This window comes from Amphibacillus jilinensis Y1 (assembly GCF_000306965.1).
Classification (GTDB): domain Bacteria; phylum Bacillota; class Bacilli; order Bacillales; family Amphibacillaceae; genus Amphibacillus_C; species Amphibacillus_C jilinensis.
In genome coordinates, this window is sequence record NZ_JH976434.1 from 245,146 (window position 1) to 263,315 (window position 18,170).

The following is an 18,170-nucleotide window of genomic DNA, read 5'->3' on the forward strand; positions in this document are numbered from 1 at the left end:
GTGTCCACCCATTTTTCAATAACGTTTTATAGAGTTTTTTTATGCTTTTGAGATCATTTTTTGCGTTTTCCTTACGGGAAGCCTTCAACTTGTCTATTTCTTCTTTGGTTAAGACTTCCCCTGATCGTTTCCCTCTTTATTAACTGTCGGAGCTTGTCCCGTACGCACAAAGTAAAAAACACTCGTAATGGTATTCACGAGTTCGTGCGATGCAATGCCATCGTAAAAATCATCAACATTAAATTGATTGCCGTATACGTCACAAACAAAATTAACAAGCTTATCTGTCTCTTCCAATCCCATATCGGAGTAATCAATCTCAGATTCAAATTCTAATAGTTTGCGATGATGACGAGCCGAGACAAAAGGAGGCTGATAAACAACCTCCTGCAGATCGTCACCTACTAGTTTTTTAAGTGTTAATTGCATGTCGTTCCCTACCCTTCAGGTGTTTCTTCATAAGGCGCATCGAACCAAGTGTCAAATATAATCTGGTCGATTTCAGTGTCATCCGTATCAGCATCTGCTCCATGTTGGTTATCTGAGTTTCTTCGAATAAATCTACCGTTAATAGTAGGCGTTTGAAACGCTGGAGTTTCTTGTTTTGTTTCATAATTCTTCTCTGGTGGTGTGAATTTGCCTTTATACAAAACTACATGTCTATATGCACCATTAGATTTTTCAGATCTGAATGCCAATGCGCCGTATGGAGATCTATCATCTTCACTGTCAATCAGTACACCATCACTATTAATTCTTTTGCCTAAAAGAACTGCTTGCACTCTCTTACTTAGATCATCCGTTTGAAGCACAACAGTTGTAGCCCCTCGACTTTCTGCCGTTTCAGCTACTCCGTCCTCTGCTCTTAACTCGCCAGTGTTAAATGTAGGTTGCACATTGGCTGTCATTGCCTTACCTACCCTCACACCTTCATCGTAAGTAGTTCCTTCCTCGTCATCTTTTGTGACTGGGAAAAAATAAATATCTCTTAAACCTACTGTTGCCATTTATTTTGCCTCCTCTATTTTGTAAAATCGCAAGATATAATGAAAAAGACCTGTGTCTTCTTCGTACATTTCATGTTCAAAGTTTTTCTTAAATCCTGCTTCTTTCATCAATTGTTTTGCTTGTTTTGCATAATTATTTGGATTACCAGGTGTGAAAATATCAATTTGGGCATAAACAGTATTGTATTGCTCACCATCATCCGCATGAAAATCCACTTGCGGTAAATAAAAAAAGCGAATATACTCTGATTCACCTTGTCTTTCTTCTTGATATATAACTGGTAAATTAATTGGTTCTAAAGTATCTAAAATTAATCTGTTTAAATTCATTACATGACCAACCCCAAACTTTGACGTAAACTATCGGCCATAGCTTGTTCAATTTTAAGTCTATTCCTCATAAAGCTTGGCCCCATAAATGGCATCGCGCGCATTTTAGATGTGCCAAACTCAATAAAATAACCATAAAAAGCACGACCTTGATTATCAACGTAGATCTCAATCTTGCCTTGTTCTACATCCGACACTTGTATATGTTCTTTCAATATACCTTTGCGCACCCTTACAACGGCTTGTGCGCCTTCTTGCATCACTTTTGCACCTGCTTTTAAGGCAGCATCTTCTGCCTGTTTCATGTGTGATTGTGTACGTTGTAATTCATTGACCAACTCGTCTAAACCGTTCATTTCAAATTTCATTATGTGACTGCCTTTAAGATGACTGTCATGGTTTTCATCAATCCGTCATCATCTTCAATGGATTCGATTTCATGCTTCTTTTTTCTCCAGTAGACTATTAAACTTTTAGGCCTTTCACTGTCTAATAGCTTTTTCTGATATCGAATCGTAAACTCACGATTATGCTCCATTTGAGATTGAGCAGCTAAAAATCGAGTATTACCTTTTAGCGTTTTTAGACTGCCCCAGGCTTTTGTATACTCTATTTCACTCAGAATCGGATAGCCTTCTTCATCTATTGCATGGTTCTGTTTAAATATTAGTCGATGTATTTGGTCTCCTGCATTCATTCTTCATCACCTGCCGGTAATTCACGAGCTTTTAGTTGTAAAATAATCCGTTCTAGGCTGTATTGTAGATTGGTAGTGATTGTTCCCACCACTTGCGGTCGTCTTTCCTCATAAAAATTAGCCACCAATAATTTGACGGCCATTCCATACCTTTTGGTAGATTGATCTTTAATTCCTGAATCCTCTAAATCTTCTACCGCTGTTCCTATTAAATTTTCGAGAAATACTTTTTCTTGTGGTTCTTCCTCAATGATATCCTCAATACGTAAATATCTAGCTACCTCTTCAACAGTTGGCACTGCCATCTTTCATTACCCCCTATTCAGCAAGTAATGATTCTAAATGCTCTAAAACACCTTTACGTGCTTTACCTGATTTTTCTTCCTCAATTAATTCAGTAACTTGTACATTATCTAAATCGACTAATCTTTCAATTACTTCTGAAACATTACCATTAAGAATAGAATCACCTTTTGCTTCCTCAACGATTTCATATTTGATCTTGTTCTTTTTCAAAAGTTCTAATCGTTTCTCATCCGCTTCAACTACTGTTCGTGCTTCGATTAGTTTTTTTGTGATGCGATCTCTAAAATTTTTCTCTGCCTTGATTTTTACCATTTTCAATTCACCTCTTATTTTAAATTATTAAAAGAGGGGTATAATCCCCCCCTTACATTAAGCTTCTGGATCCGTTGCCACTTTCGCAATACGGAATGCTGATTTTAGCTTGATTTGATGATCTACCCAAGCTGTTAACACAAACAATTCAACACCTGTTTTCACATCTTTATCACGATCACGTAGCATTTGTAAATCGTAGTTAAAGTGGGAATACTGGAAGTCACCAACAATAGGCTCTTTTGCTGCATCCACAAATTCAACTGGTTTTCCTAATACTTGTTCTGGTTGAGCGCTGTATAGTGATGCGTTACCGTTAGCTAACACTTCGATAATGTCCATGTAATCCTTATAAGTCATAACAATTTTCGCATTATCGCGGAAATCTTCATGTAAATCAGCAATAGCATCTTTAATTGCTTTATATTTACTTGTCGCTTCTACTTTTTTGATTTTATTTTGCGTTGAATAGAATGACATATGCTCTTCTCCTGTAGCAGGTGTAGTGGCAAATGCAACTTTCTTTTCCTTAGCTGCTAAACCAGATTCAAGTCCTCTATCTACAGTTGTAACAAGATTTGTTTTTGTTCCATTTAAAACTGTTTCGGAAATCGGCACAAATACTTTGAATTTATGACGACCAAATGTAACCGTATCACCAGTTGCTTTCATTTCCTTCGCTGTTTCGGCATCACCGATAAAGTCATCATCATCCAATTGGAATGCAATTTTCGGAATTTCTAAGTTTGTTTCTTGCGTAAATACAGAAATGTCTCGCAATGGATTTTTAACAAATGGCTCATGAATAAGATCATTAGATACTGTTTTTGGCAGTAACTTTTCTCCACCAGTGCTAGGATTTGTGTTATCACCTAGCGCTTGAAAGACCTCTTTCGTAATAGGCTTATTGGTCATCGTAGCACGAATCATTTCCGCTTTCGCTTCGACTTTCTTTTGTTTTGGATCATTAATACCTTTGATGTTGTTTTGATCTTCGAATTTTGCTTTTTGTTCTGCTTCTAGTTGATCATGCTGCTCTTTAATCACATCAAATCGTTGTTTCAAATCATCTCGTGATTTTTGTAATGTTTGAATATCCTCAGATGTTTTAGATGTGTCAATAGCAGCATCCGCTAATTCATTTTCCACTTTTTGAAGTTGTTGACCGATGGTTGTCATATTTTGCTTGTACTCAAAAAGTGTCTTCTGACCACCGAAATACTGCAAGTCATTTAGTCGTAACCATTGCCCTTTTTGACGTTGTTGAACTGATTTTAATAATGCTTGGCTCTTTTTCATGTTAAATTCCTCCTAAAATATCGTCTATTAGTGCTGAATTTTGTTTGGATTGTTCAGCTATTTTTTGTCTTCGTGCCATTTCTTCTCCAGAAATACCTACCTCGTTATCTGCTTTCTTCTGAAGAACTTTCGGCACATTTTTATATTGCTTAAATAAATTTTCACTTACGGATGCAACAGCTAGATTTTCTTCCAGAACTACATCGGCTAAACCATACTGCTGAGCCTGGTCTGCAGATAACCATGTTTCGTTATCTAACATTTTCTTTAGGTCATCTTCATTTAACTTTTCACCTGCCTTTTGAAGATAACTTTGAATAGCTGACTCTCCAATTCGATCTAAATCATCAGCTTGCTTTCTCAATTCAGTAGCATTACCCATGGCAGATGTCATAGGATTGTGAATCATAAGCATAGAATTTTTATACATATGAATAGTGTCACCAGCCATTGCGATCACACTTGCAATGGATGCTGCTAAAGCATCTACGTACACATTCACTGTCGCTGGATGACGTTTTAACATGTTATGAATTGCCACACCTTCAAAAACATAACCACCAGGCGAGTTTATATATAAATTGATATTAGAGATATCTCCTAAAGCATCTAAATCTTCTTTAAAGCTAGTAGCGTTCTGATCTTCAGGGAATTCATCCCATGTAAATCGGACAATGTCACCATAAATAAAAATATCACCTGATTGACCATCAGCAGACATCTTCATTTCCCAAAATTTTTTCTTTTTGTTTTTTGCTCCCAATTTTGTTCTCACCACCTTTCAAGCAAAATAAATACACGTCAATGACGTGTTATTCGCTGTTTTTATTGGCATTGCTAGATTTTCTCTCGTTCGGATCCAACTCCATTGGATATAGGTCACCAGACAACCACAACTTAGCAGCGTTTCCTCCTTCTGGTGGCTGATCTTCTAATTGTCTTACTTCATCTGGTTTCAACCAACCACTTCGGATAGCTTTTGTATAATAATCTGCTTGTGTAGATGTATCAGCTCTAAGAAGAGCCTTTGTATTAAATTTAAAATAAAATCCAGACATCCTTTCGCTTGGTGTAAGCAACTTTTTCTTAAATTCTTGTTCATACTGTCTCACAATAGGCATTAGAGTGAGATCTACATACATTCGCATTAACTGTTCATTACTGGAATAACTTTGCCCCTCAGTGTCATTTAGCATAGTGGTTGGCATGTTGTAAACGTTAGCTACTCTTGAACGTGTAATCCGTTCGGACGCGAATGTATCAGCTGCAACGTATTTTCTTTCCAATTCTTTAATTTCTACACCTTGTTCTTGGAACAATATACCACCGTTATCTTTGTAAAATCGCTTAAAATCATCAATTACTCTTTGCCTTTTATCATTATCTAAGTTACCCGCGTATTTAAGAATGAATGAGTTTGGCGCTGACTGCATTTCCTTCAAGCTAAATTCTCTGACCGCTTTATCAAAGTCGTTGGCATTCTGCAGAACCTTTATAGGATTAATACCTTTCAAACTACTAGATCCAACTATATGCTTAACATGTAACATTTCCATGTTATGCACATAATATTGATTTCCATCTTCTCCTAACACTTGATACCATAATTCTTTTGTATTTTGCTCTATAACCGGTTCTACATAATCAGGATTAATTAAAGTTAATCTTGATGGCTGCAACCTGATATCACGTTCGATAAGAGCATAGCCATTCCCTTTTTCATCTCTAGCTGTCTCTAAATTACGAATAAATTCAAAACCAGTCATGTTAGGATTTGGATTGTTAATTAGCACATCAGATGCACTATTTTGCTTTATTTCATAGTTTTTATAGAGTTTTAATGGCAAAGTGGCCATACTGTTTGATAAGCGTGTAACGGCACTGAAAATAGTTTCATTGGTGGCTAAGGTAGAATTATCAATACCCCAAAATGTCCTACCTGCCCAGGAAGAAAAATCATATGATACTCCTTTCCATGCAATATAGGCACCAAATGCAGCGTTTTTTACCCGTTGAAATATATTCAATGTCTCACCACCTTTCCGGGGGAAATTAGGTTCGTAATGCGACTTACTTACCCAAAAATCGGTATTGCGTGTCAAACTCTGCCTTAGTCTTACCAGTTATCTCTCGGTATACTGAGTCTAATGTTACTGTGTCTGAGTACAAGATAACTCCATTAAATTCAGCAGAAACCAATTTTCCTTTTTCTCGATAACTTAATAATTCATTAACAACATGATCTATGGTGCTTCCCGGTAAGAACTCCACTTGCTCATACTTTTTATCCATTTCTCCACCTCCTCTACTTCATCAAATCAGCCATACTAACAACACCAATATCTCCATCACCTGAAGGAACAACTAACATTTCTATTACTCTGGTGTGGGCATTCAACAGAGCTGCGAATCCATCAATTTTACGGTACCTTCCTGCTTTTGTTGGCAATCTATTATTATTTCTATCCTTCACTAGCTCCACATTGTTTATATACCAACGTAACATTGGATTTTCATTAAAGATAACCTTCCCATCTAAGAACATTTCTTTTAAATCGTCTAGTGCAGGACCAAGTGTAACGAAACCTTGCCTCACTTTTTCTGTTACATAACCTTTGTCTTCGAGTGATTTATTCAATCTAAAGGCTTTGGCAGGGTCATATGTTATTAATTCAATATTGTATTTTTTCGCCTGGTCCTCAAACCATTCCTCAACTAGATCCTTATTGATGTAATCCTCGTCAACAATGGTGAGATAACCTTGTTTTTCCCATTCCCGATAAGGTATCTTTTCATTGTCCTCAATAACTTTTTTAAGTGGGATCCAGGAATGAGATAAAACAAATACCTCTCCAGTTTCTAATGGAAATTCTAAACAACCACTCGTAAAATCTTCCGAGTCCGATAAATCATAACCTCCAACTGCAGTCGCACCTTTAAGAGCTTTAACGTCATGATGTTTGTTATTCTTCTGCAATGTCTTAAAATCAATAAACGGAACTTTACTACCATTAGCAAAAACATTAAATTGCTTAGTAATGAAATCAGAACGTTCTTCAGGTGTACGTTTATCCTTGTCCCAATCATCCATAAGTATATCTAAATCGAGAGATACGCCCATGTTTGGATTGGCTTTAATCCACATTTCAGGTTGTTCAAATTCTTCTACCTCATCCAATTCAGCTAAATAATAAAAAGTACGCTCATCTTGAATAGCACCATCTAAAACTTGTGCACCGTCATCATAATATTTAACAAGTGGACCATCTAGTTGATATCCAGCTGTTGTAATATATAAAATTAACGGTTGCTTACGAGATCCACGCGATTTTTTGATAACGTTGATCAGTTTATAATCTTTAAATTCGTGAATCTCATCAAAAATACCGAGATGAGTGTTTAAGCCATCTAATTTTTCGCTGTCAGATGCCCTTGGTTCAATTTTAGAGATGGTTTTATCATAGTAAATGGCATCTCTTGTTGGTCTGAATTGTCTTCTCAGCTTCGGTGATTTTTTAACCATCGCCTTTGCTTCATCGAAAATGATGCTCGCTTGTTGTTTTGTATTGGCCAATAGAAATACGTCCGCTCCATTTTCTCCATCCTTACTAAACGAATAGAGCGATAAACCACTAATCAAAGTCGATTTACCATTTTTACGACCAATAAAAATAAGGCCCTCACGAAAGCGCCTTATGCCTGTATCTTTATGAATCCATCCATATAATGAACCAATTACGAAATGTTGCCATGGTTGAGCAACTAATTGATTATAAGCACCTTTTGAAGGCTTACAGAACTTTTCGATAAACCTTACAGGATGATGCCCTTTTTCTTCAATGAAGATCCAGGGAAATTCCTCTGTTCCTTGTCTTTTTAAATCATTTAGATGTCTCTGTGCTGCTAGAATGTTATTTTTACTTGCAACGATTTTTCCTTTAACAACTTGTTTAGCATACCAGGTTGTTAATAACTTGTCGGATGTTTCTTCACGAATATTGCCCTCTTTTACCTGGTCTTTTTTCCATGTAATAAAACTAAAACTTTGATTTGCTTTTTTTATATTAGAAGTTGTCGAAGTCGTTGTCATCTTCTCCATTCACTACTTTCTTTCGTTGTGCAGGAGTAAGACCAAGTGATTTCAGCAAATTATTAAGTACTTGAACGGTTTTCGTTAATTCGATAGCTAGAGGATTTTTCACAAGATTTGTAGCCCCCGCTTTATTAGTGTGCTCCATTAATAAATCAGATTTCTTTAATTCGGACTTCATTTTCCTATAAAATTGATGTGTTTCAACATATAATTTTATCAGTTCTTCATCTGATTCTTGATAATTCTCACCAAGGTATTCTCTGAGTAATTTCGCGGTTGGAACTGCCATTTTGCAAATCCTCCTCTCACTATTTTTTTGTTGTTACCCCCCTTTCATGAAAATTCTTCCGTGGTGTATAGGAAGGGGCGGCACGGTCTAGGGCATTTCTTACCTCCAGTTTATTTGGGAGGGGGGTACTACCATGGTTGCTCTGGGTTTTGATTCACTTCAAAAACTTTAATTTTATTTGAGAATTTCTTTTCGTTCTTCATTCCAAAACCTTTCTCTGGATGAAGATCATTGTGACAAGGAAAGCAAACACTGATTAAGTTAGTGTCTACTAATGCAAGGCTTGGATTATCCTTAAGGTGTACAATGTGATGAACCGTATCAGCTGGTACTGGTTCATCAGCCCTAAGACATACCTGACATAAGTAGCCGTCCCTTTCTAGAACGGTGTCCCTCTTTTTTTGCCACATCCAACTTTTATAAAAGACGTTTCTCATTCTTATCGTAAGTTTAGTTTTTTTCGTCCAAAGGTATGGATAAATTTTCACTTATGTTCAACTTCCATTTTCAATTGATTATGCAAGAAGATAATCTTCCGCTTTAACTTTGCTAATTTGTTTTTCTGTTTAATTTTTAGTGGATGTTTATTTTGCAACCTTCTTATTTCCTCTTGCATCTCTTTTAGATCATCATTCAAATAATGTGTGGTGTATTGTTTATTACAATTCGGACACTCAAAATAATGGCGTTCAACATTGTTTGGTAATAACTCAAATGACTCAGTAGTTAGTTGTGTTAATTCAAATTCGTGGTTGCAGCTATCGCATTTAGTTATCATGATGGATCACCACCTTTATGATGTAATAGCGCAAAAACTAATTCATTTGAAGTTACACCACAGTCATTTGCAATTGGTTTAACTTTGTTATATGCTTCTTCGAATTCTCTCAATACTCTTGTTGCATGTCTTGCTTCACGTTGAATAGCCTTAAGCCCTTTTAGAGCTTCACTAACACCAACGTTTAACTTACACTTTACATCGCCCATATTCTTTGCTGTTCCTTCGCACGACTTAATGTCTGCCATGACTAACACTCTCCTTTTATGCATAATAAAAAGACACCTCATTGAGATGTCTTAGCTTGCTTTATTCAAATATACTTGGCTCATACCATCGTTCTACAAACGCCATACCGTCATCGGTTCGCTCTGTAGTAATCTTAATAATATTACCACTCCCTTGTAGATAGGGAACTTCCCAAAAACTAACCATTTCATTAACATCGTCTGTTTCTTCGGCAATATGTGCAGCCAGATCGCTTGCATACATATCTACCATTTCCTTGGATGTACCAGCTGAGTTTTGTCTATCAAAAGATAAATCAACTAAAACAATATACCCTTCATCAGACCCCAAATCTTCGTTAACACGAATGTCTAGAATAGATGTATCTTCATATTGTTCGCTGACCCTTGATCTAATTATTGATCTTATCTCAGCTTCATCTACAGTCAAATTAACATCGTCAATTTCCCCATTAATCTCATCTAAATCATCTGTCTCTTCTACGTTCGATTCCTCGACTAATTCTTCATTGTTTCTCTCGTTTTCCTCTCGTTCTATTCTTGTTTTTTCGTTATACTCCATTATTGTTTTATCTCGTTCATCAAGCTCATTATTGCACCCAGCCATCAATAATAAAATAAATGATAAAAGTAATATTTTTTTCACAAGACTAACCTCCTATGTAATAATACATAGAATTCTATCATTTTTTGGTTAGGATTACCATAAGCAAAAGCACCACTATGGGTGCTTTACGTTTATATCTTTATAGAACTTTACCAGTCACGTCTAAATCTTTTCCTTTGTACCAACAACTATAAATTTTTATTTTCCCTATACCTTCTAACTCTTTCGCTTTATTAATGTAATCTTTAGCATGATATTCCGAAACTAATTTCTTACCTATTTTAAATTCACCACTTTCTCCCGCTACATCCTCGAAAAAATCCAACATAAGATTCAATTCATTTCTCATTAAGGTACCTCCTCTTTGTCTACTCAGTTCGACATAAAGAGCTAACCGCACCACAAGAGACAATTTACTTAGTCTTCCTGAATTTTAAATCAGAAGGTAATACCTAATGCTTAATTTTTTCATTAGCACCTCGCTTGCACATAAAGCACCTATAACTAATCCGCTTCATAGGCGTGATCATATTATAGGTGCTTTATAACAAAATTAGTTTTTCCTTATGCTACCATAATAACACGAAAAGTGACGTCAAAAGTCGCATGATAGTCGTATAATTTAAAGTTAGTTTCATCTAAAGGGATTTATAGTAATTTGCAGTGATCAGAAAATATATGAGTTGATTTAATGTGATTTAATGTGATTTAATGTGTTATAATATGTTTAGATATTAAAATAATATCTAAACATATTTATTTAATAATAAAAGTGCAATTTAGGAGGCTTAAAATGATGAAAGAATACACTTCATTATTTGCGAACATTGATCGTTCTTTTGCAAACTTGTTTCATCAAATTGGTGATAGTGTTAGTCTCAATAATTTATTGCCTATAACAAAAAAAGATATTGAGTATGATTTTTCAAGATCAAGTAAGACTGCAATCGAAAATGATTGGAAGGTTATGGGCGAGGAGGTGCACAAAGCCTTTGACGAATTGTCAAGAGAATACCGAGTCATCGAATCAAACTGAAAGTAATTTAGAAGAAGCAGCTACAGCTGAGGATATTATTACTCCTGAAGTGGATGATATTCTGGATAAACTTGACCCAGAGGATAAGAAGCAAGTCCTTACAAGAATTGAAGAATTTTCTGGACCGATTCCTCCTCCGCATCTCTTAAAAGGATATGCAGAAGTGTATCCAGAGGCACCAGAAAGATTTTTCGAATTGCTTTTTAGTCAATCGCAACATAGAAAATCACTTGAAATTACTCATCAAAAAAGAGTATTAAACCATAGGCTAATTAGTCTCCTTTTTGGTTTCTTTCTAGTTTTTTCGTTTTTTATTTCAGCAGTTATATTGCTTGTCAAAGGACAAGAAATAACTGGATTAGCATTTTTAATACCTCCACTGGGTACTATAATTAGAGGTCTAATAATATCTACTAAATCAAAAAAAGAGAAAGCAGATACAGAAGACAAAGAAACAGCATAAAAAAAGTATCCAATGATATTTATGGATACTTTTTTTATTATTTAACTCCATCCCAGCACATCAATAGTAGCTTGGATAATTTCATTGCGCCATCTAATCGCTGTTGCTCTATTTACAAAAAGTCTGTTTGCAGTAGCTTCCCAAGTTAATTTGTTTCCATTGTTCCAATACCGGATTTGAACAAGCTTTTTATAATTATCTGGAAGAGCATTATATACTGTTTCAATTGCTTCAGTGACCTCATTCAAATGTTCAAGCCTCTTGCTAGCTGTTAATCTTATAGCCATACGCTCAGTCGGGTTACCTGGGTGTCTAACACTATTAGCCCCCTTTAAAATCGTTGGATCGTCCGGATCCTCGTCAAATGGACAAATAATCGATTCCCTTAATTTAGCAATCCCTTTCAGTGTAGTATGGTAATTATACCACTCTGCCTCTACATGTTTAAATGTTACTTTTTTATGTCTTAAAGTCTTGGTCATAGTTTCTCCCCTAACCTATAGTTTATTGTACGACTACAGATTCTAGCGACAATTTAGCCCTATTTTTATTTATCCTTAGCAGACCCTTATTACAAAATTCTTGATCTAATTCAAATCCAATCCATGTTATAAATGGTGTTCGGTAAAATTGTCACTTTTATTCCCCTCTCTACATGTTATAATTTTCAAGGGGAACATTTGTTCTTTTTTTGCTTAGAGGTCTATTATAGACCTCTTTTATTGCTAAAACAAACTTTCTTGAAAATAACCATGTTTAGCAGCTACAGGATTTACCCATAATATCTCTTCTCTTTTTGCTCCCGCTTCAGCTCTCACATTTAAAGTTTCTTTATGCCAATGACTTAAATATTCGTTATACGCTTCGTGTTCATATCCAGACAGTATGACTGGACCAGGATGTTCATTCAGTTGTTTAATTAGCTCAATGTGATCATATAAAGTCATTTCATGTTTATAGTGTCGTTTCGTTCTAGTTTCAATGACATATGGTGGGTCAGCATATATTAGGACATCATCACGCTTATATCGATCTATTAATTGATCAGCTGGTTGGTTTTCAATTTGAGCTTCTTTTAATCGATCAGCAACCATCAATATTTTATCTGGTAGCCTACTCCACTCCTTTGCCGTCTGAGGACCATTGTATTGAATGATGCTTCTCCAACCTGTTCGATCACTGGTTTTCGCACCAATAGCTTGCCAACAACGCACTAAAAATTTTCGTGCATGTTCCAATTGATCCGATTCATTATCAAGATCATAGGACGCATAATATTCTTCTCTTGAAAGTGGAGTAAATGCTATTTGTCTTGATAACTCCTGTGGTTGGTCTCTTATAACCTTAAAAAGATTTACAACACTGGAATCTAAATCATTTATAGTTTCAACGGTTGACTGTGTCTTGTTAAAAAATACCCCACCCGATCCAAAGAACGGTTCAAGGTATGTATTATGTTCGGGCATGTGACTGATTATCCAGCTGGCCATGCTCCACTTACTACCTGGATAATGCAATATTCTTGGTATAGCCATATGATCACCTTCTTTCAAATATTATTCCTGCTTGAACCATCTTCAATATCAATACGCACTTTATATTTCAATGCGTTGATCTCTTCAATAACTGTTTTAAATGCAGTGTTCCAACGCTTATAGTTAATATCCGCTTCGATTTCCTGCTTTCTGAGGTCTGCCACAGCTATATCAGCAGTGGCAGTTTTATTTGATTTAGCCTGTATATATTGTTCGCTATGTTTTAATTTACGATCAATATACAGGCGTTTATTTTGCTCGTAAAAGATAGTGGATAACCTACCGATAAAAATAAGTTGTTTTGATAACAAGTAAATCCGCTCAACTTTATCTTCTTCGGATAAGTTCATCAGTTGCTGGTGGTACCGCTTGACCTCTTTTAGGTTTTCATCAACTCTTTTATTCATATCGTTCACTAAATCACCTGCTTCGTTCCTCGTTAATATCCCCTAGTACGTCTAATGGAATCATAGCTCCACATTCTTTACATTCGTAAATATCCATGTTCCAGAATTTCATTTCATCTTCTCCACACTGTGGGCAAATATATTCCAAGCGATCACCTCTTAATATCGGATGCTTTTACAAACACACCATTGATCATTTGACCTGTTCTGCCAGCAATCTCAGTGTAAGCTTGATTTAAGCACTCATACAGATCCATATCGTTCTGCTGAGAAAGAATAATTAACGTAACAAGCACATCACCAATCCCATCACGAAGTGCATCTTTGTCATTTCGTGCAAGCGAAGCGGCTACTTCTCCTACTTCTTCCGTAACTTTTAAAAATTGCTTACTACTCTCCGCTCTGTCTAACCCTTTATTAATGGACCATTGTTCAATCTTAGAAACTAACTCGTTCATTTTATCCTCCTAGAAAAATTTATTAGCAGCACACTCATTATCTATTTGCATAGCTTGTAAACTAACCAGTGTACGCTTAAGTGTTTCGTAATCTTTGCCTTTTACCTCGTGATAATCAAATTCGTTAGCCAGTTTTTCAATTACTTTGATCCGCTTCTTAGCATTTAAAATCTCTGAGTATGGCATTGATCTACTCACCTTCTAAATTTATAAATTGTTTTAAAATGCTTTCGGCAAACTCTGTTGCTATTTCTTCCTCACTTGGTAGTAGATCGCGAATATACCGGTTACCAGTAAATAAAATTGATAGTCTTCTTGTATGCTCCCATATATCTGCCCAGGTTTTTACACCATATTTTTCATAAAGCGGTCCCCTATATTTGTCGTATAGATCTGACAATGGTTTATTACGTTGGTTTTGAGGACGTAAATCTTGACCAGTTAGTTCTTTAATTATCTGCGACTTTATATCGGCTACTAGTAAATTTCGTTCTTCCTGAAGCACAACATTTAATCCTCCTTTAGTTTCCGCTTAAGATAGTAAACAGCAGTAGTCGGTAATTCTAACTTTTTCGCAATCTCTGAGACTTTCATTTCAGTAGATTTTAAGAGATTGATAGCTGCTTTTTTTTTAGTTTCACGACTTTTCCCGTTACCTTTTATCAGCTCTCTCATGACTGGTAACGGGGTTTCTGTTATCTTCGCAAGCTGTTTTATTGTCACGCCATTATCACGTGAATAGTTAATATCACTAGACGTTAAATCAGGTCCTTTACATATTAGAGACTCGATCTTTTGCTTTCTTCGTGGTGTAGTTAACTCCTTTCTTAATTTAGCAAGTTGGCGTTCTAGTTTAATCTTTTCTGTTCCTTTTGTCTGGTCGATTTCTTTAATTAACTTGTCTATATTTTCGAGAAGAGTTACACGATCTAAATTCACTTAAATCACCCGCTTCTTGTATTCATATTGCTTAACGCATAAATCTGGCATGTTCGCTCTAACTAAAGCCTCTGCAAACACTGGGGGAACAGAATTCCCGCATCGAGCAACTTGCTGTGTCTTTGGATACCTACGCCCCTCATAATCGCGATCAATAACATAATCATCTGGAAACCCTTGTGCCTTGAATAATTCATGCGGTTGTAACATTCGCATACCAATGTCAACGATCTTATAGTCTTGCCCCGCTATTGTTACTAATCCAAATCGATCTCTTGTGGTAATAGTATGAAGCGGATTATTTATTGATTGACCGATATCTGAATCGTAGTATTTTATTAAGAAAGCTTTTACCAATGCGTGATGATCTACAGTAGTTATGGTGTGTAAAGGCTCTGTCATACTTAATCCGGATCCGGTATAATTACCTCCATAATGTTTTGCGATAAATGCCGAAACAAGTCCGAAGCGGTTAGCGGTTGGAATTGTCGCAATCGGTTCTCTCAATGTTTGCCCTCTTACTCCCTTTTCAGTAGTTTCAGTATAATAATGTGCTAGAAACGGGGTTATCAAACAATGCTCTCCTTTAGTTGTAATAGTTGTTAGTGGTTTATCAATTTCATATTGCAACCTATCTCCACCAAATCCAGTTTGTCCAATACGAACTATATAAGGTTTTGGGTCATTAATTACAAATCGCTGTATACCTCTTGCTATTCTCCGTTGTGTATTTTCTGCTAAAGGCTTCTTACGATTAAAAATGCTAGGGCATGGAATTGACCAGTCTATTATTTCAGAAGCTTTACTGTACGGTTTCTTTAAACCAAGCTGGACATTAACATCATCATTTGGTGCGTGCGTTGGTTGAGGCCATATGATCGGTTGACCATCACAACGTGCAATTAAAAACAATCTTTTTCGAGTGGTTGGCGCTCCAAAGTCGCAAGCTTTTAACTCTCTTGTATCAACTTGGTACCCCAATGCTTCAAGCGATTTTTCAAAACTATTAAATGTCATGCCTTTTTTATCTGGATCGGGAACAAAATCACCTTTACCGTTCTGCTTTAATGGTCCCCATGTTTTAAACTCTTCCACGTTTTCTAACATGATCACCCTCGGCTTAACTTTAATCGCCCAGTTAACAGCTACCCAAGCAAGCCCTCTGACACGCTTATCAACTGGCTTGCCACCTTTAGCTTTACTAAAGTGCTTGCAATCAGGCGACAACCAACATAATCCAACCTTGCGTCCTTGCACAACCTCAGTAGGGTCAATATCCCACACTGATTCACAATAATGTTCTGTGTCGGGGTGGTTAGCCTTGTGCATTGCTATAGCAGCTGGGTCATGATTGATAGCTATATCAACATTTAAACCAGTAGCAAGTTCTATACCAGTGCTTGCACCACCCCCACCAGCAAAGTTATCAACTATGATTTCCCGAAACAGATCAAGTTGCTTTTTCATTTTCTGTCTCCACATCTATACCAACTGCTTTAAGTGCTGCTAGGCATATTGCTGTTGGTGCTGATTTGTGACTTACTTCGTAATTAATGGCGTGGAACCCGTCAAAATATTTAAAATTAACACAATAAACCATTTGATCATCCTGTTCAACATCGTTAATGTTGAAAATCCTAGTATCTCTTAACTTCTCAACAATCCTCCAAGCATGATCTATCCGTTTAAACGGGTCAAAATCAACCCCTAGTGTGATAGTTTCCGCAAACTCATCATCAAAGGCCTCAAGAATATCAATATTTTCATGGTGCGTTGTTTTCCAGCCCATTATTTTAGCAATTCCTTCTAATCTATCAATCTCCCGTTTGTCCATGGTTAATCCCTCACTTTAAATAATCTTTTGTCACACTCTTTACAGTAGGCGTACTTGCCACTTTTATGACTTAGGTGGGAATAAAGCTCAGTGTTGTCTGGATCTTCACCATCAAATCTAAACATACTTGCTACCGATCCTCTAACTTGCTCCTTAATATAATACTGACCGTCATTGCCACAATGATGGCATTTATCAATCGGCGCTTTGTCCATGGTTGACCTCCTTATGTTTTTTTTCTAAAAGCTTCACAACATCTACACCGCTTGAATATAGTAGTCCACTTATTCTTGCAATTTCACCTATTTGATAACTACCTAGCGAGAAACAAGTTACTGCATTCACGACCTTATTCTGATCATTCTCAAATAAAATTTCGTTTATTTTCACGTTACTGACCTCCTTAGCGATTCAATCTTTTACTTTAAACAAAGATAGTTGCTTCTGCTTTTCGGCTACCCAACCAGCGTCAACCCAACTTTTAAAAATTGATTTTCTAAACTGCCCATAAACTGCTTTTCCTTCTTTTCTGTCATTACCTCGGCTCCTGGCCCACACCCACTCACTTTCTGCCTCAATCATTTCAACGTCAGAGTCTATATATACAACTGGCATTTTTCACCTTAGAACGGCAAGTCATCATCACTAATATCAATAGGCTCTGCACCATCTGGAGGTGTATTGGTATTAGGTTGATTACTGCCTTGATTTTGATTTCCGCTATTGGAAGCGGTTTTGTTCTTTGACTCAAGGAATTGCACTGATCCAGCCAATACCTCAGTCACATAAACCTTTTTCCCATCTTGGCCATCATAGTTGCGTGTTTGAAGGTTGCCATCTATTCCGATTAAACTCCCTTTACTCATGTAATTGGCAAGATTTTCAGCTGCTTTATTCCATATCACACAATTTATAAAATCTGCCTCACGATCTCCTTGTTGATTGGAAAATGGTCTGTTTACAGCTATCGTAAAGTTAGCTACAGCTTTACCACTTGCTGTATAACGTAAATCCGGATCCTTTGTTAATCGCCCAACCAAGACTACTCTATTTAACATGTCATGCACTCCTTAAATAAAAATAATGTAACTAAAGCGATGCGGTTTTGCTTTAAAGGTCTTAACAATCTGCACATAATCACCATCTGCATTTAGATATCTATGCTCGAGTACGAATAGTTTCATTTTCGATCACCCGCTTCAGTGAGTGATCGCTCCCGCCAATCTTCAAACCATTTTCGCCCCTGGTCAGATGGTTCGCCAAATGGTCCATTACACTTGTGATGCGCCCAATCGTGGCACCTGCGACATACAGTAACGCCATTGCGCTTATGACCTGTACCACCTTGTGATCTATACGTGATATGATGTGGCACGCTGTCTATTAAATGATTACCGCATTTAACGCAACGGTAGTTATCACGTTTAAAGATTGCTAGAATTGTAGGTGCATTAAAGTTTTTACTCTTAGCACGTTTACGCTTCTTTTTAATTTGCTGATCTTTACTGTACGGATGAAATTCACTTAACATT

The 18,170-nt window shown here is 36.5% G+C and carries 35 protein-coding genes; 2 read left to right on the plus strand and 33 right to left on the minus strand.

Translation table 11 applies throughout. From position 1 onward, the window contains the following. Positions 1 to 108: 108 nt before the first annotated feature. From gpG to B494_RS0101735, 18 genes are all read right to left on the minus strand, one after another. Complete coding sequence (gene gpG, locus B494_RS0101650; RefSeq protein WP_017470617.1) at positions 109 to 429, minus strand: phage tail assembly chaperone G; 321 nt, start codon at positions 427 to 429, stop codon at positions 109 to 111. 8 nt (positions 430 to 437) lie between these two features. Then, entirely contained in the window at positions 438 to 1,007 is a 570-nt protein-coding gene (locus tag B494_RS0101655) for a major tail protein (protein WP_017470618.1), read from the minus strand. Further along, complete coding sequence (locus B494_RS0101660; RefSeq protein ID WP_017470619.1) at positions 1,008 to 1,337, minus strand: hypothetical protein; 330 nt, start codon at positions 1,335 to 1,337, stop codon at positions 1,008 to 1,010. After that, entirely contained in the window at positions 1,337 to 1,705 is a 369-nt protein-coding gene (locus B494_RS0101665; protein WP_017470620.1) for an HK97-gp10 family putative phage morphogenesis protein, read from the minus strand. The genes B494_RS0101660 and B494_RS0101665 overlap by 1 nt, the downstream gene beginning before the upstream one ends. Next, on the minus strand, positions 1,705 to 2,034 hold the full coding sequence (locus B494_RS0101670) for a phage head closure protein (protein ID WP_017470621.1): 330 nt from the start codon (positions 2,032 to 2,034) through the stop codon (positions 1,705 to 1,707). Before B494_RS0101670 ends, B494_RS0101665 begins: the two co-directional genes overlap by 1 nt. Continuing rightward, positions 2,031 to 2,339 carry a head-tail connector protein gene (locus B494_RS0101675; RefSeq protein ID WP_017470622.1) on the minus strand — a complete coding sequence of 103 codons (309 nt, stop codon included), beginning with the start codon at positions 2,337 to 2,339 and terminating at the stop codon, positions 2,031 to 2,033. Before B494_RS0101675 ends, B494_RS0101670 begins: the two co-directional genes overlap by 4 nt. Positions 2,340 to 2,352: 13 nt before the next feature. Next, positions 2,353 to 2,652 (minus strand): hypothetical protein, encoded by a 300-nt coding sequence (locus tag B494_RS0101680; protein ID WP_017470623.1) that lies wholly within the window; start codon positions 2,650 to 2,652, stop codon positions 2,353 to 2,355. Between the two features lie 57 nt (positions 2,653 to 2,709). Continuing rightward, positions 2,710 to 3,951, minus strand: a complete 1,242-nt coding sequence (locus B494_RS0101685) for a phage major capsid protein (protein ID WP_017470624.1) — start codon at positions 3,949 to 3,951, stop codon at positions 2,710 to 2,712. A gap of 1 nt (position 3,952) precedes the next feature. After that, positions 3,953 to 4,714: a head maturation protease, ClpP-related gene (locus B494_RS0101690; protein ID WP_017470625.1), complete on the minus strand. Its 762-nt coding sequence runs from the start codon at positions 4,712 to 4,714 to the stop codon at positions 3,953 to 3,955. Between the two features lie 49 nt (positions 4,715 to 4,763). Continuing rightward, entirely contained in the window at positions 4,764 to 5,978 is a 1,215-nt protein-coding gene (locus B494_RS0101695) for a phage portal protein (RefSeq protein WP_017470626.1), read from the minus strand. Between the two features lie 43 nt (positions 5,979 to 6,021). Further along, positions 6,022 to 6,243, minus strand: a complete 222-nt coding sequence (locus B494_RS0101700; protein ID WP_017470627.1) for a hypothetical protein — start codon at positions 6,241 to 6,243, stop codon at positions 6,022 to 6,024. A 13-nt stretch (positions 6,244 to 6,256) separates the two neighbouring features. Continuing rightward, on the minus strand, positions 6,257 to 8,041 hold the full coding sequence (locus tag B494_RS0101705) for a terminase large subunit (protein WP_017470628.1): 1,785 nt from the start codon (positions 8,039 to 8,041) through the stop codon (positions 6,257 to 6,259). Continuing rightward, a complete protein-coding gene (locus B494_RS0101710) occupies positions 8,016 to 8,333 on the minus strand; it encodes a phage terminase small subunit P27 family (RefSeq protein WP_017470629.1) in 318 nt (105 codons plus the stop codon). Before B494_RS0101710 ends, B494_RS0101705 begins: the two co-directional genes overlap by 26 nt. Before the next feature lie 128 nt (positions 8,334 to 8,461). Continuing rightward, a complete protein-coding gene (locus tag B494_RS0101715; protein WP_338131626.1) occupies positions 8,462 to 8,770 on the minus strand; it encodes an HNH endonuclease in 309 nt (102 codons plus the stop codon). Between the two features lie 47 nt (positions 8,771 to 8,817). Further along, positions 8,818 to 9,111, minus strand: a complete 294-nt coding sequence (locus B494_RS0101720; protein ID WP_017470631.1) for a hypothetical protein — start codon at positions 9,109 to 9,111, stop codon at positions 8,818 to 8,820. Continuing rightward, positions 9,108 to 9,359, minus strand: coding sequence for a hypothetical protein (locus tag B494_RS21110; RefSeq protein ID WP_017470632.1), 252 nt, complete (start codon positions 9,357 to 9,359; stop codon positions 9,108 to 9,110). Before B494_RS21110 ends, B494_RS0101720 begins: the two co-directional genes overlap by 4 nt. A 61-nt stretch (positions 9,360 to 9,420) precedes the next feature. Beyond that, positions 9,421 to 10,005: a hypothetical protein gene (locus tag B494_RS0101730; RefSeq protein ID WP_017470633.1), complete on the minus strand. Its 585-nt coding sequence runs from the start codon at positions 10,003 to 10,005 to the stop codon at positions 9,421 to 9,423. A 100-nt stretch (positions 10,006 to 10,105) separates the two neighbouring features. Beyond that, positions 10,106 to 10,315, minus strand: coding sequence for a hypothetical protein (locus B494_RS0101735; RefSeq protein WP_017470634.1), 210 nt, complete (start codon positions 10,313 to 10,315; stop codon positions 10,106 to 10,108). Between the two features lie 444 nt (positions 10,316 to 10,759). Here B494_RS0101735 and B494_RS0101740 point away from each other — a divergent pair, with 444 nt between their 5' ends. Beyond that, on the plus strand, positions 10,760 to 11,002 hold the full coding sequence (locus B494_RS0101740; RefSeq protein WP_017470635.1) for a hypothetical protein: 243 nt from the start codon (positions 10,760 to 10,762) through the stop codon (positions 11,000 to 11,002). Continuing rightward, positions 10,959 to 11,465, plus strand: a complete 507-nt coding sequence (locus tag B494_RS0101745) for a hypothetical protein (RefSeq protein ID WP_017470636.1) — start codon at positions 10,959 to 10,961, stop codon at positions 11,463 to 11,465. Before B494_RS0101740 ends, B494_RS0101745 begins: the two co-directional genes overlap by 44 nt. 41 nt (positions 11,466 to 11,506) lie before the next feature. On the opposite strand, the gene B494_RS0101750 is transcribed toward B494_RS0101745, so the two are convergent. The 15 genes from B494_RS0101750 to B494_RS0101825 form a co-directional block, all read right to left on the minus strand. Further along, positions 11,507 to 11,947 (minus strand): hypothetical protein, encoded by a 441-nt coding sequence (locus tag B494_RS0101750; RefSeq protein ID WP_017470637.1) that lies wholly within the window; start codon positions 11,945 to 11,947, stop codon positions 11,507 to 11,509. Between the two features lie 243 nt (positions 11,948 to 12,190). Beyond that, the gene (locus B494_RS0101755; RefSeq protein WP_026065113.1) at positions 12,191 to 13,000 is read right to left on the minus strand and encodes a DNA adenine methylase; all 810 of its coding nucleotides are present in this window, start codon (positions 12,998 to 13,000) and stop codon (positions 12,191 to 12,193) included. A 14-nt stretch (positions 13,001 to 13,014) separates the two neighbouring features. Further along, complete coding sequence (locus B494_RS0101760; protein ID WP_017470639.1) at positions 13,015 to 13,407, minus strand: hypothetical protein; 393 nt, start codon at positions 13,405 to 13,407, stop codon at positions 13,015 to 13,017. Between the two features lie 13 nt (positions 13,408 to 13,420). Further along, a complete protein-coding gene (locus tag B494_RS21680; protein ID WP_017470640.1) occupies positions 13,421 to 13,555 on the minus strand; it encodes a zinc ribbon domain-containing protein in 135 nt (44 codons plus the stop codon). A gap of 4 nt (positions 13,556 to 13,559) precedes the next feature. Next, the gene (locus B494_RS0101770; RefSeq protein ID WP_017470641.1) at positions 13,560 to 13,865 is read right to left on the minus strand and encodes a MazG-like family protein; all 306 of its coding nucleotides are present in this window, start codon (positions 13,863 to 13,865) and stop codon (positions 13,560 to 13,562) included. A gap of 9 nt (positions 13,866 to 13,874) precedes the next feature. Next, on the minus strand, positions 13,875 to 14,051 hold the full coding sequence (locus tag B494_RS20915) for a hypothetical protein (RefSeq protein WP_017470642.1): 177 nt from the start codon (positions 14,049 to 14,051) through the stop codon (positions 13,875 to 13,877). 4 nt (positions 14,052 to 14,055) lie between these two features. After that, positions 14,056 to 14,370 carry a hypothetical protein gene (locus B494_RS0101780; RefSeq protein WP_017470643.1) on the minus strand — a complete coding sequence of 105 codons (315 nt, stop codon included), beginning with the start codon at positions 14,368 to 14,370 and terminating at the stop codon, positions 14,056 to 14,058. Between the two features lie 5 nt (positions 14,371 to 14,375). Continuing rightward, a complete protein-coding gene (locus tag B494_RS0101785; protein ID WP_017470644.1) occupies positions 14,376 to 14,804 on the minus strand; it encodes a hypothetical protein in 429 nt (142 codons plus the stop codon). Then, a complete protein-coding gene (locus tag B494_RS0101790) occupies positions 14,805 to 16,271 on the minus strand; it encodes a DNA cytosine methyltransferase (protein WP_017470645.1) in 1,467 nt (488 codons plus the stop codon). Further along, complete coding sequence (locus tag B494_RS20065; protein WP_017470646.1) at positions 16,255 to 16,638, minus strand: BC1872 family protein; 384 nt, start codon at positions 16,636 to 16,638, stop codon at positions 16,255 to 16,257. The genes B494_RS0101790 and B494_RS20065 overlap by 17 nt, the downstream gene beginning before the upstream one ends. A gap of 2 nt (positions 16,639 to 16,640) precedes the next feature. Further along, positions 16,641 to 16,853 carry a hypothetical protein gene (locus B494_RS0101800; protein WP_017470647.1) on the minus strand — a complete coding sequence of 71 codons (213 nt, stop codon included), beginning with the start codon at positions 16,851 to 16,853 and terminating at the stop codon, positions 16,641 to 16,643. Next, on the minus strand, positions 16,834 to 17,028 hold the full coding sequence (locus tag B494_RS0101805; protein WP_017470648.1) for a hypothetical protein: 195 nt from the start codon (positions 17,026 to 17,028) through the stop codon (positions 16,834 to 16,836). The genes B494_RS0101800 and B494_RS0101805 overlap by 20 nt, the downstream gene beginning before the upstream one ends. 21 nt (positions 17,029 to 17,049) lie before the next feature. Next, positions 17,050 to 17,253 (minus strand): hypothetical protein, encoded by a 204-nt coding sequence (locus B494_RS0101810; protein WP_017470649.1) that lies wholly within the window; start codon positions 17,251 to 17,253, stop codon positions 17,050 to 17,052. An 8-nt stretch (positions 17,254 to 17,261) separates the two neighbouring features. Beyond that, positions 17,262 to 17,696 (minus strand): single-stranded DNA-binding protein, encoded by a 435-nt coding sequence (gene ssb / locus B494_RS0101815; RefSeq protein WP_017470650.1) that lies wholly within the window; start codon positions 17,694 to 17,696, stop codon positions 17,262 to 17,264. A 122-nt stretch (positions 17,697 to 17,818) separates the two neighbouring features. After that, on the minus strand, positions 17,819 to 18,169 hold the full coding sequence (locus tag B494_RS0101825) for an HNH endonuclease (protein WP_017470652.1): 351 nt from the start codon (positions 18,167 to 18,169) through the stop codon (positions 17,819 to 17,821). Between the last annotated feature and the right edge of the window lies 1 nt (position 18,170).

Excerpts from the sequence above, each read along its gene's own strand:
- B494_RS0101675 (WP_017470622.1), bottom strand. The coding sequence starts at position 2,339 with ATGGCAGTGCCAACTGTTGAAGAGGTAGCTAGATATTTACGTATTGAG.
- B494_RS0101710 (WP_017470629.1), bottom strand. The coding sequence starts at position 8,333 with ATGGCAGTTCCAACCGCGAAATTACTCAGAGAATACCTTGGTGAGAAT.
- B494_RS0101760 (WP_017470639.1), bottom strand. The coding sequence starts at position 13,407 with ATGAATAAAAGAGTTGATGAAAACCTAAAAGAGGTCAAGCGGTACCAC.
- B494_RS0101685 (WP_017470624.1), bottom strand. The coding sequence starts at position 3,951 with ATGAAAAAGAGCCAAGCATTATTAAAATCAGTTCAACAACGTCAAAAA.
- B494_RS20065 (WP_017470646.1), bottom strand. The coding sequence starts at position 16,638 with ATGGACAAACGGGAGATTGATAGATTAGAAGGAATTGCTAAAATAATG.
- B494_RS0101770 (WP_017470641.1), bottom strand. The coding sequence starts at position 13,865 with ATGAACGAGTTAGTTTCTAAGATTGAACAATGGTCCATTAATAAAGGG.
- B494_RS21110 (WP_017470632.1), bottom strand. The coding sequence starts at position 9,359 with ATGGCAGACATTAAGTCGTGCGAAGGAACAGCAAAGAATATGGGCGAT.
- B494_RS0101755 (WP_026065113.1), bottom strand. The coding sequence starts at position 13,000 with ATGGCTATACCAAGAATATTGCATTATCCAGGTAGTAAGTGGAGCATG.
- B494_RS0101700 (WP_017470627.1), bottom strand. The coding sequence starts at position 6,243 with ATGGATAAAAAGTATGAGCAAGTGGAGTTCTTACCGGGAAGCACCATA.
- B494_RS0101825 (WP_017470652.1), bottom strand. The coding sequence starts at position 18,169 with ATGTTAAGTGAATTTCATCCGTACAGTAAAGATCAGCAAATTAAAAAG.
- B494_RS0101660 (WP_017470619.1), bottom strand. The coding sequence starts at position 1,337 with ATGAATTTAAACAGATTAATTTTAGATACTTTAGAACCAATTAATTTA.
- B494_RS0101670 (WP_017470621.1), bottom strand. The coding sequence starts at position 2,034 with ATGAATGCAGGAGACCAAATACATCGACTAATATTTAAACAGAACCAT.
- ssb (WP_017470650.1), bottom strand. The coding sequence starts at position 17,696 with ATGTTAAATAGAGTAGTCTTGGTTGGGCGATTAACAAAGGATCCGGAT.
- B494_RS0101655 (WP_017470618.1), bottom strand. The coding sequence starts at position 1,007 with ATGGCAACAGTAGGTTTAAGAGATATTTATTTTTTCCCAGTCACAAAA.
- B494_RS0101680 (WP_017470623.1), bottom strand. The coding sequence starts at position 2,652 with ATGGTAAAAATCAAGGCAGAGAAAAATTTTAGAGATCGCATCACAAAA.
- B494_RS0101720 (WP_017470631.1), bottom strand. The coding sequence starts at position 9,111 with ATGATAACTAAATGCGATAGCTGCAACCACGAATTTGAATTAACACAA.
- B494_RS0101665 (WP_017470620.1), bottom strand. The coding sequence starts at position 1,705 with ATGAAATTTGAAATGAACGGTTTAGACGAGTTGGTCAATGAATTACAA.
- B494_RS0101800 (WP_017470647.1), bottom strand. The coding sequence starts at position 16,853 with ATGGACAAAGCGCCGATTGATAAATGCCATCATTGTGGCAATGACGGT.
- B494_RS0101715 (WP_338131626.1), bottom strand. The coding sequence starts at position 8,770 with ATGAGAAACGTCTTTTATAAAAGTTGGATGTGGCAAAAAAAGAGGGAC.
- B494_RS0101740 (WP_017470635.1), top strand. The coding sequence starts at position 10,760 with ATGATGAAAGAATACACTTCATTATTTGCGAACATTGATCGTTCTTTT.
- B494_RS0101810 (WP_017470649.1), bottom strand. The coding sequence starts at position 17,253 with ATGCCAGTTGTATATATAGACTCTGACGTTGAAATGATTGAGGCAGAA.
- gpG (WP_017470617.1), bottom strand. The coding sequence starts at position 429 with ATGCAATTAACACTTAAAAAACTAGTAGGTGACGATCTGCAGGAGGTT.
- B494_RS0101790 (WP_017470645.1), bottom strand. The coding sequence starts at position 16,271 with ATGAAAAAGCAACTTGATCTGTTTCGGGAAATCATAGTTGATAACTTT.
- B494_RS0101735 (WP_017470634.1), bottom strand. The coding sequence starts at position 10,315 with ATGAGAAATGAATTGAATCTTATGTTGGATTTTTTCGAGGATGTAGCG.
- B494_RS0101705 (WP_017470628.1), bottom strand. The coding sequence starts at position 8,041 with ATGACAACGACTTCGACAACTTCTAATATAAAAAAAGCAAATCAAAGT.
- B494_RS20915 (WP_017470642.1), bottom strand. The coding sequence starts at position 14,051 with ATGCCATACTCAGAGATTTTAAATGCTAAGAAGCGGATCAAAGTAATT.
- B494_RS0101750 (WP_017470637.1), bottom strand. The coding sequence starts at position 11,947 with ATGACCAAGACTTTAAGACATAAAAAAGTAACATTTAAACATGTAGAG.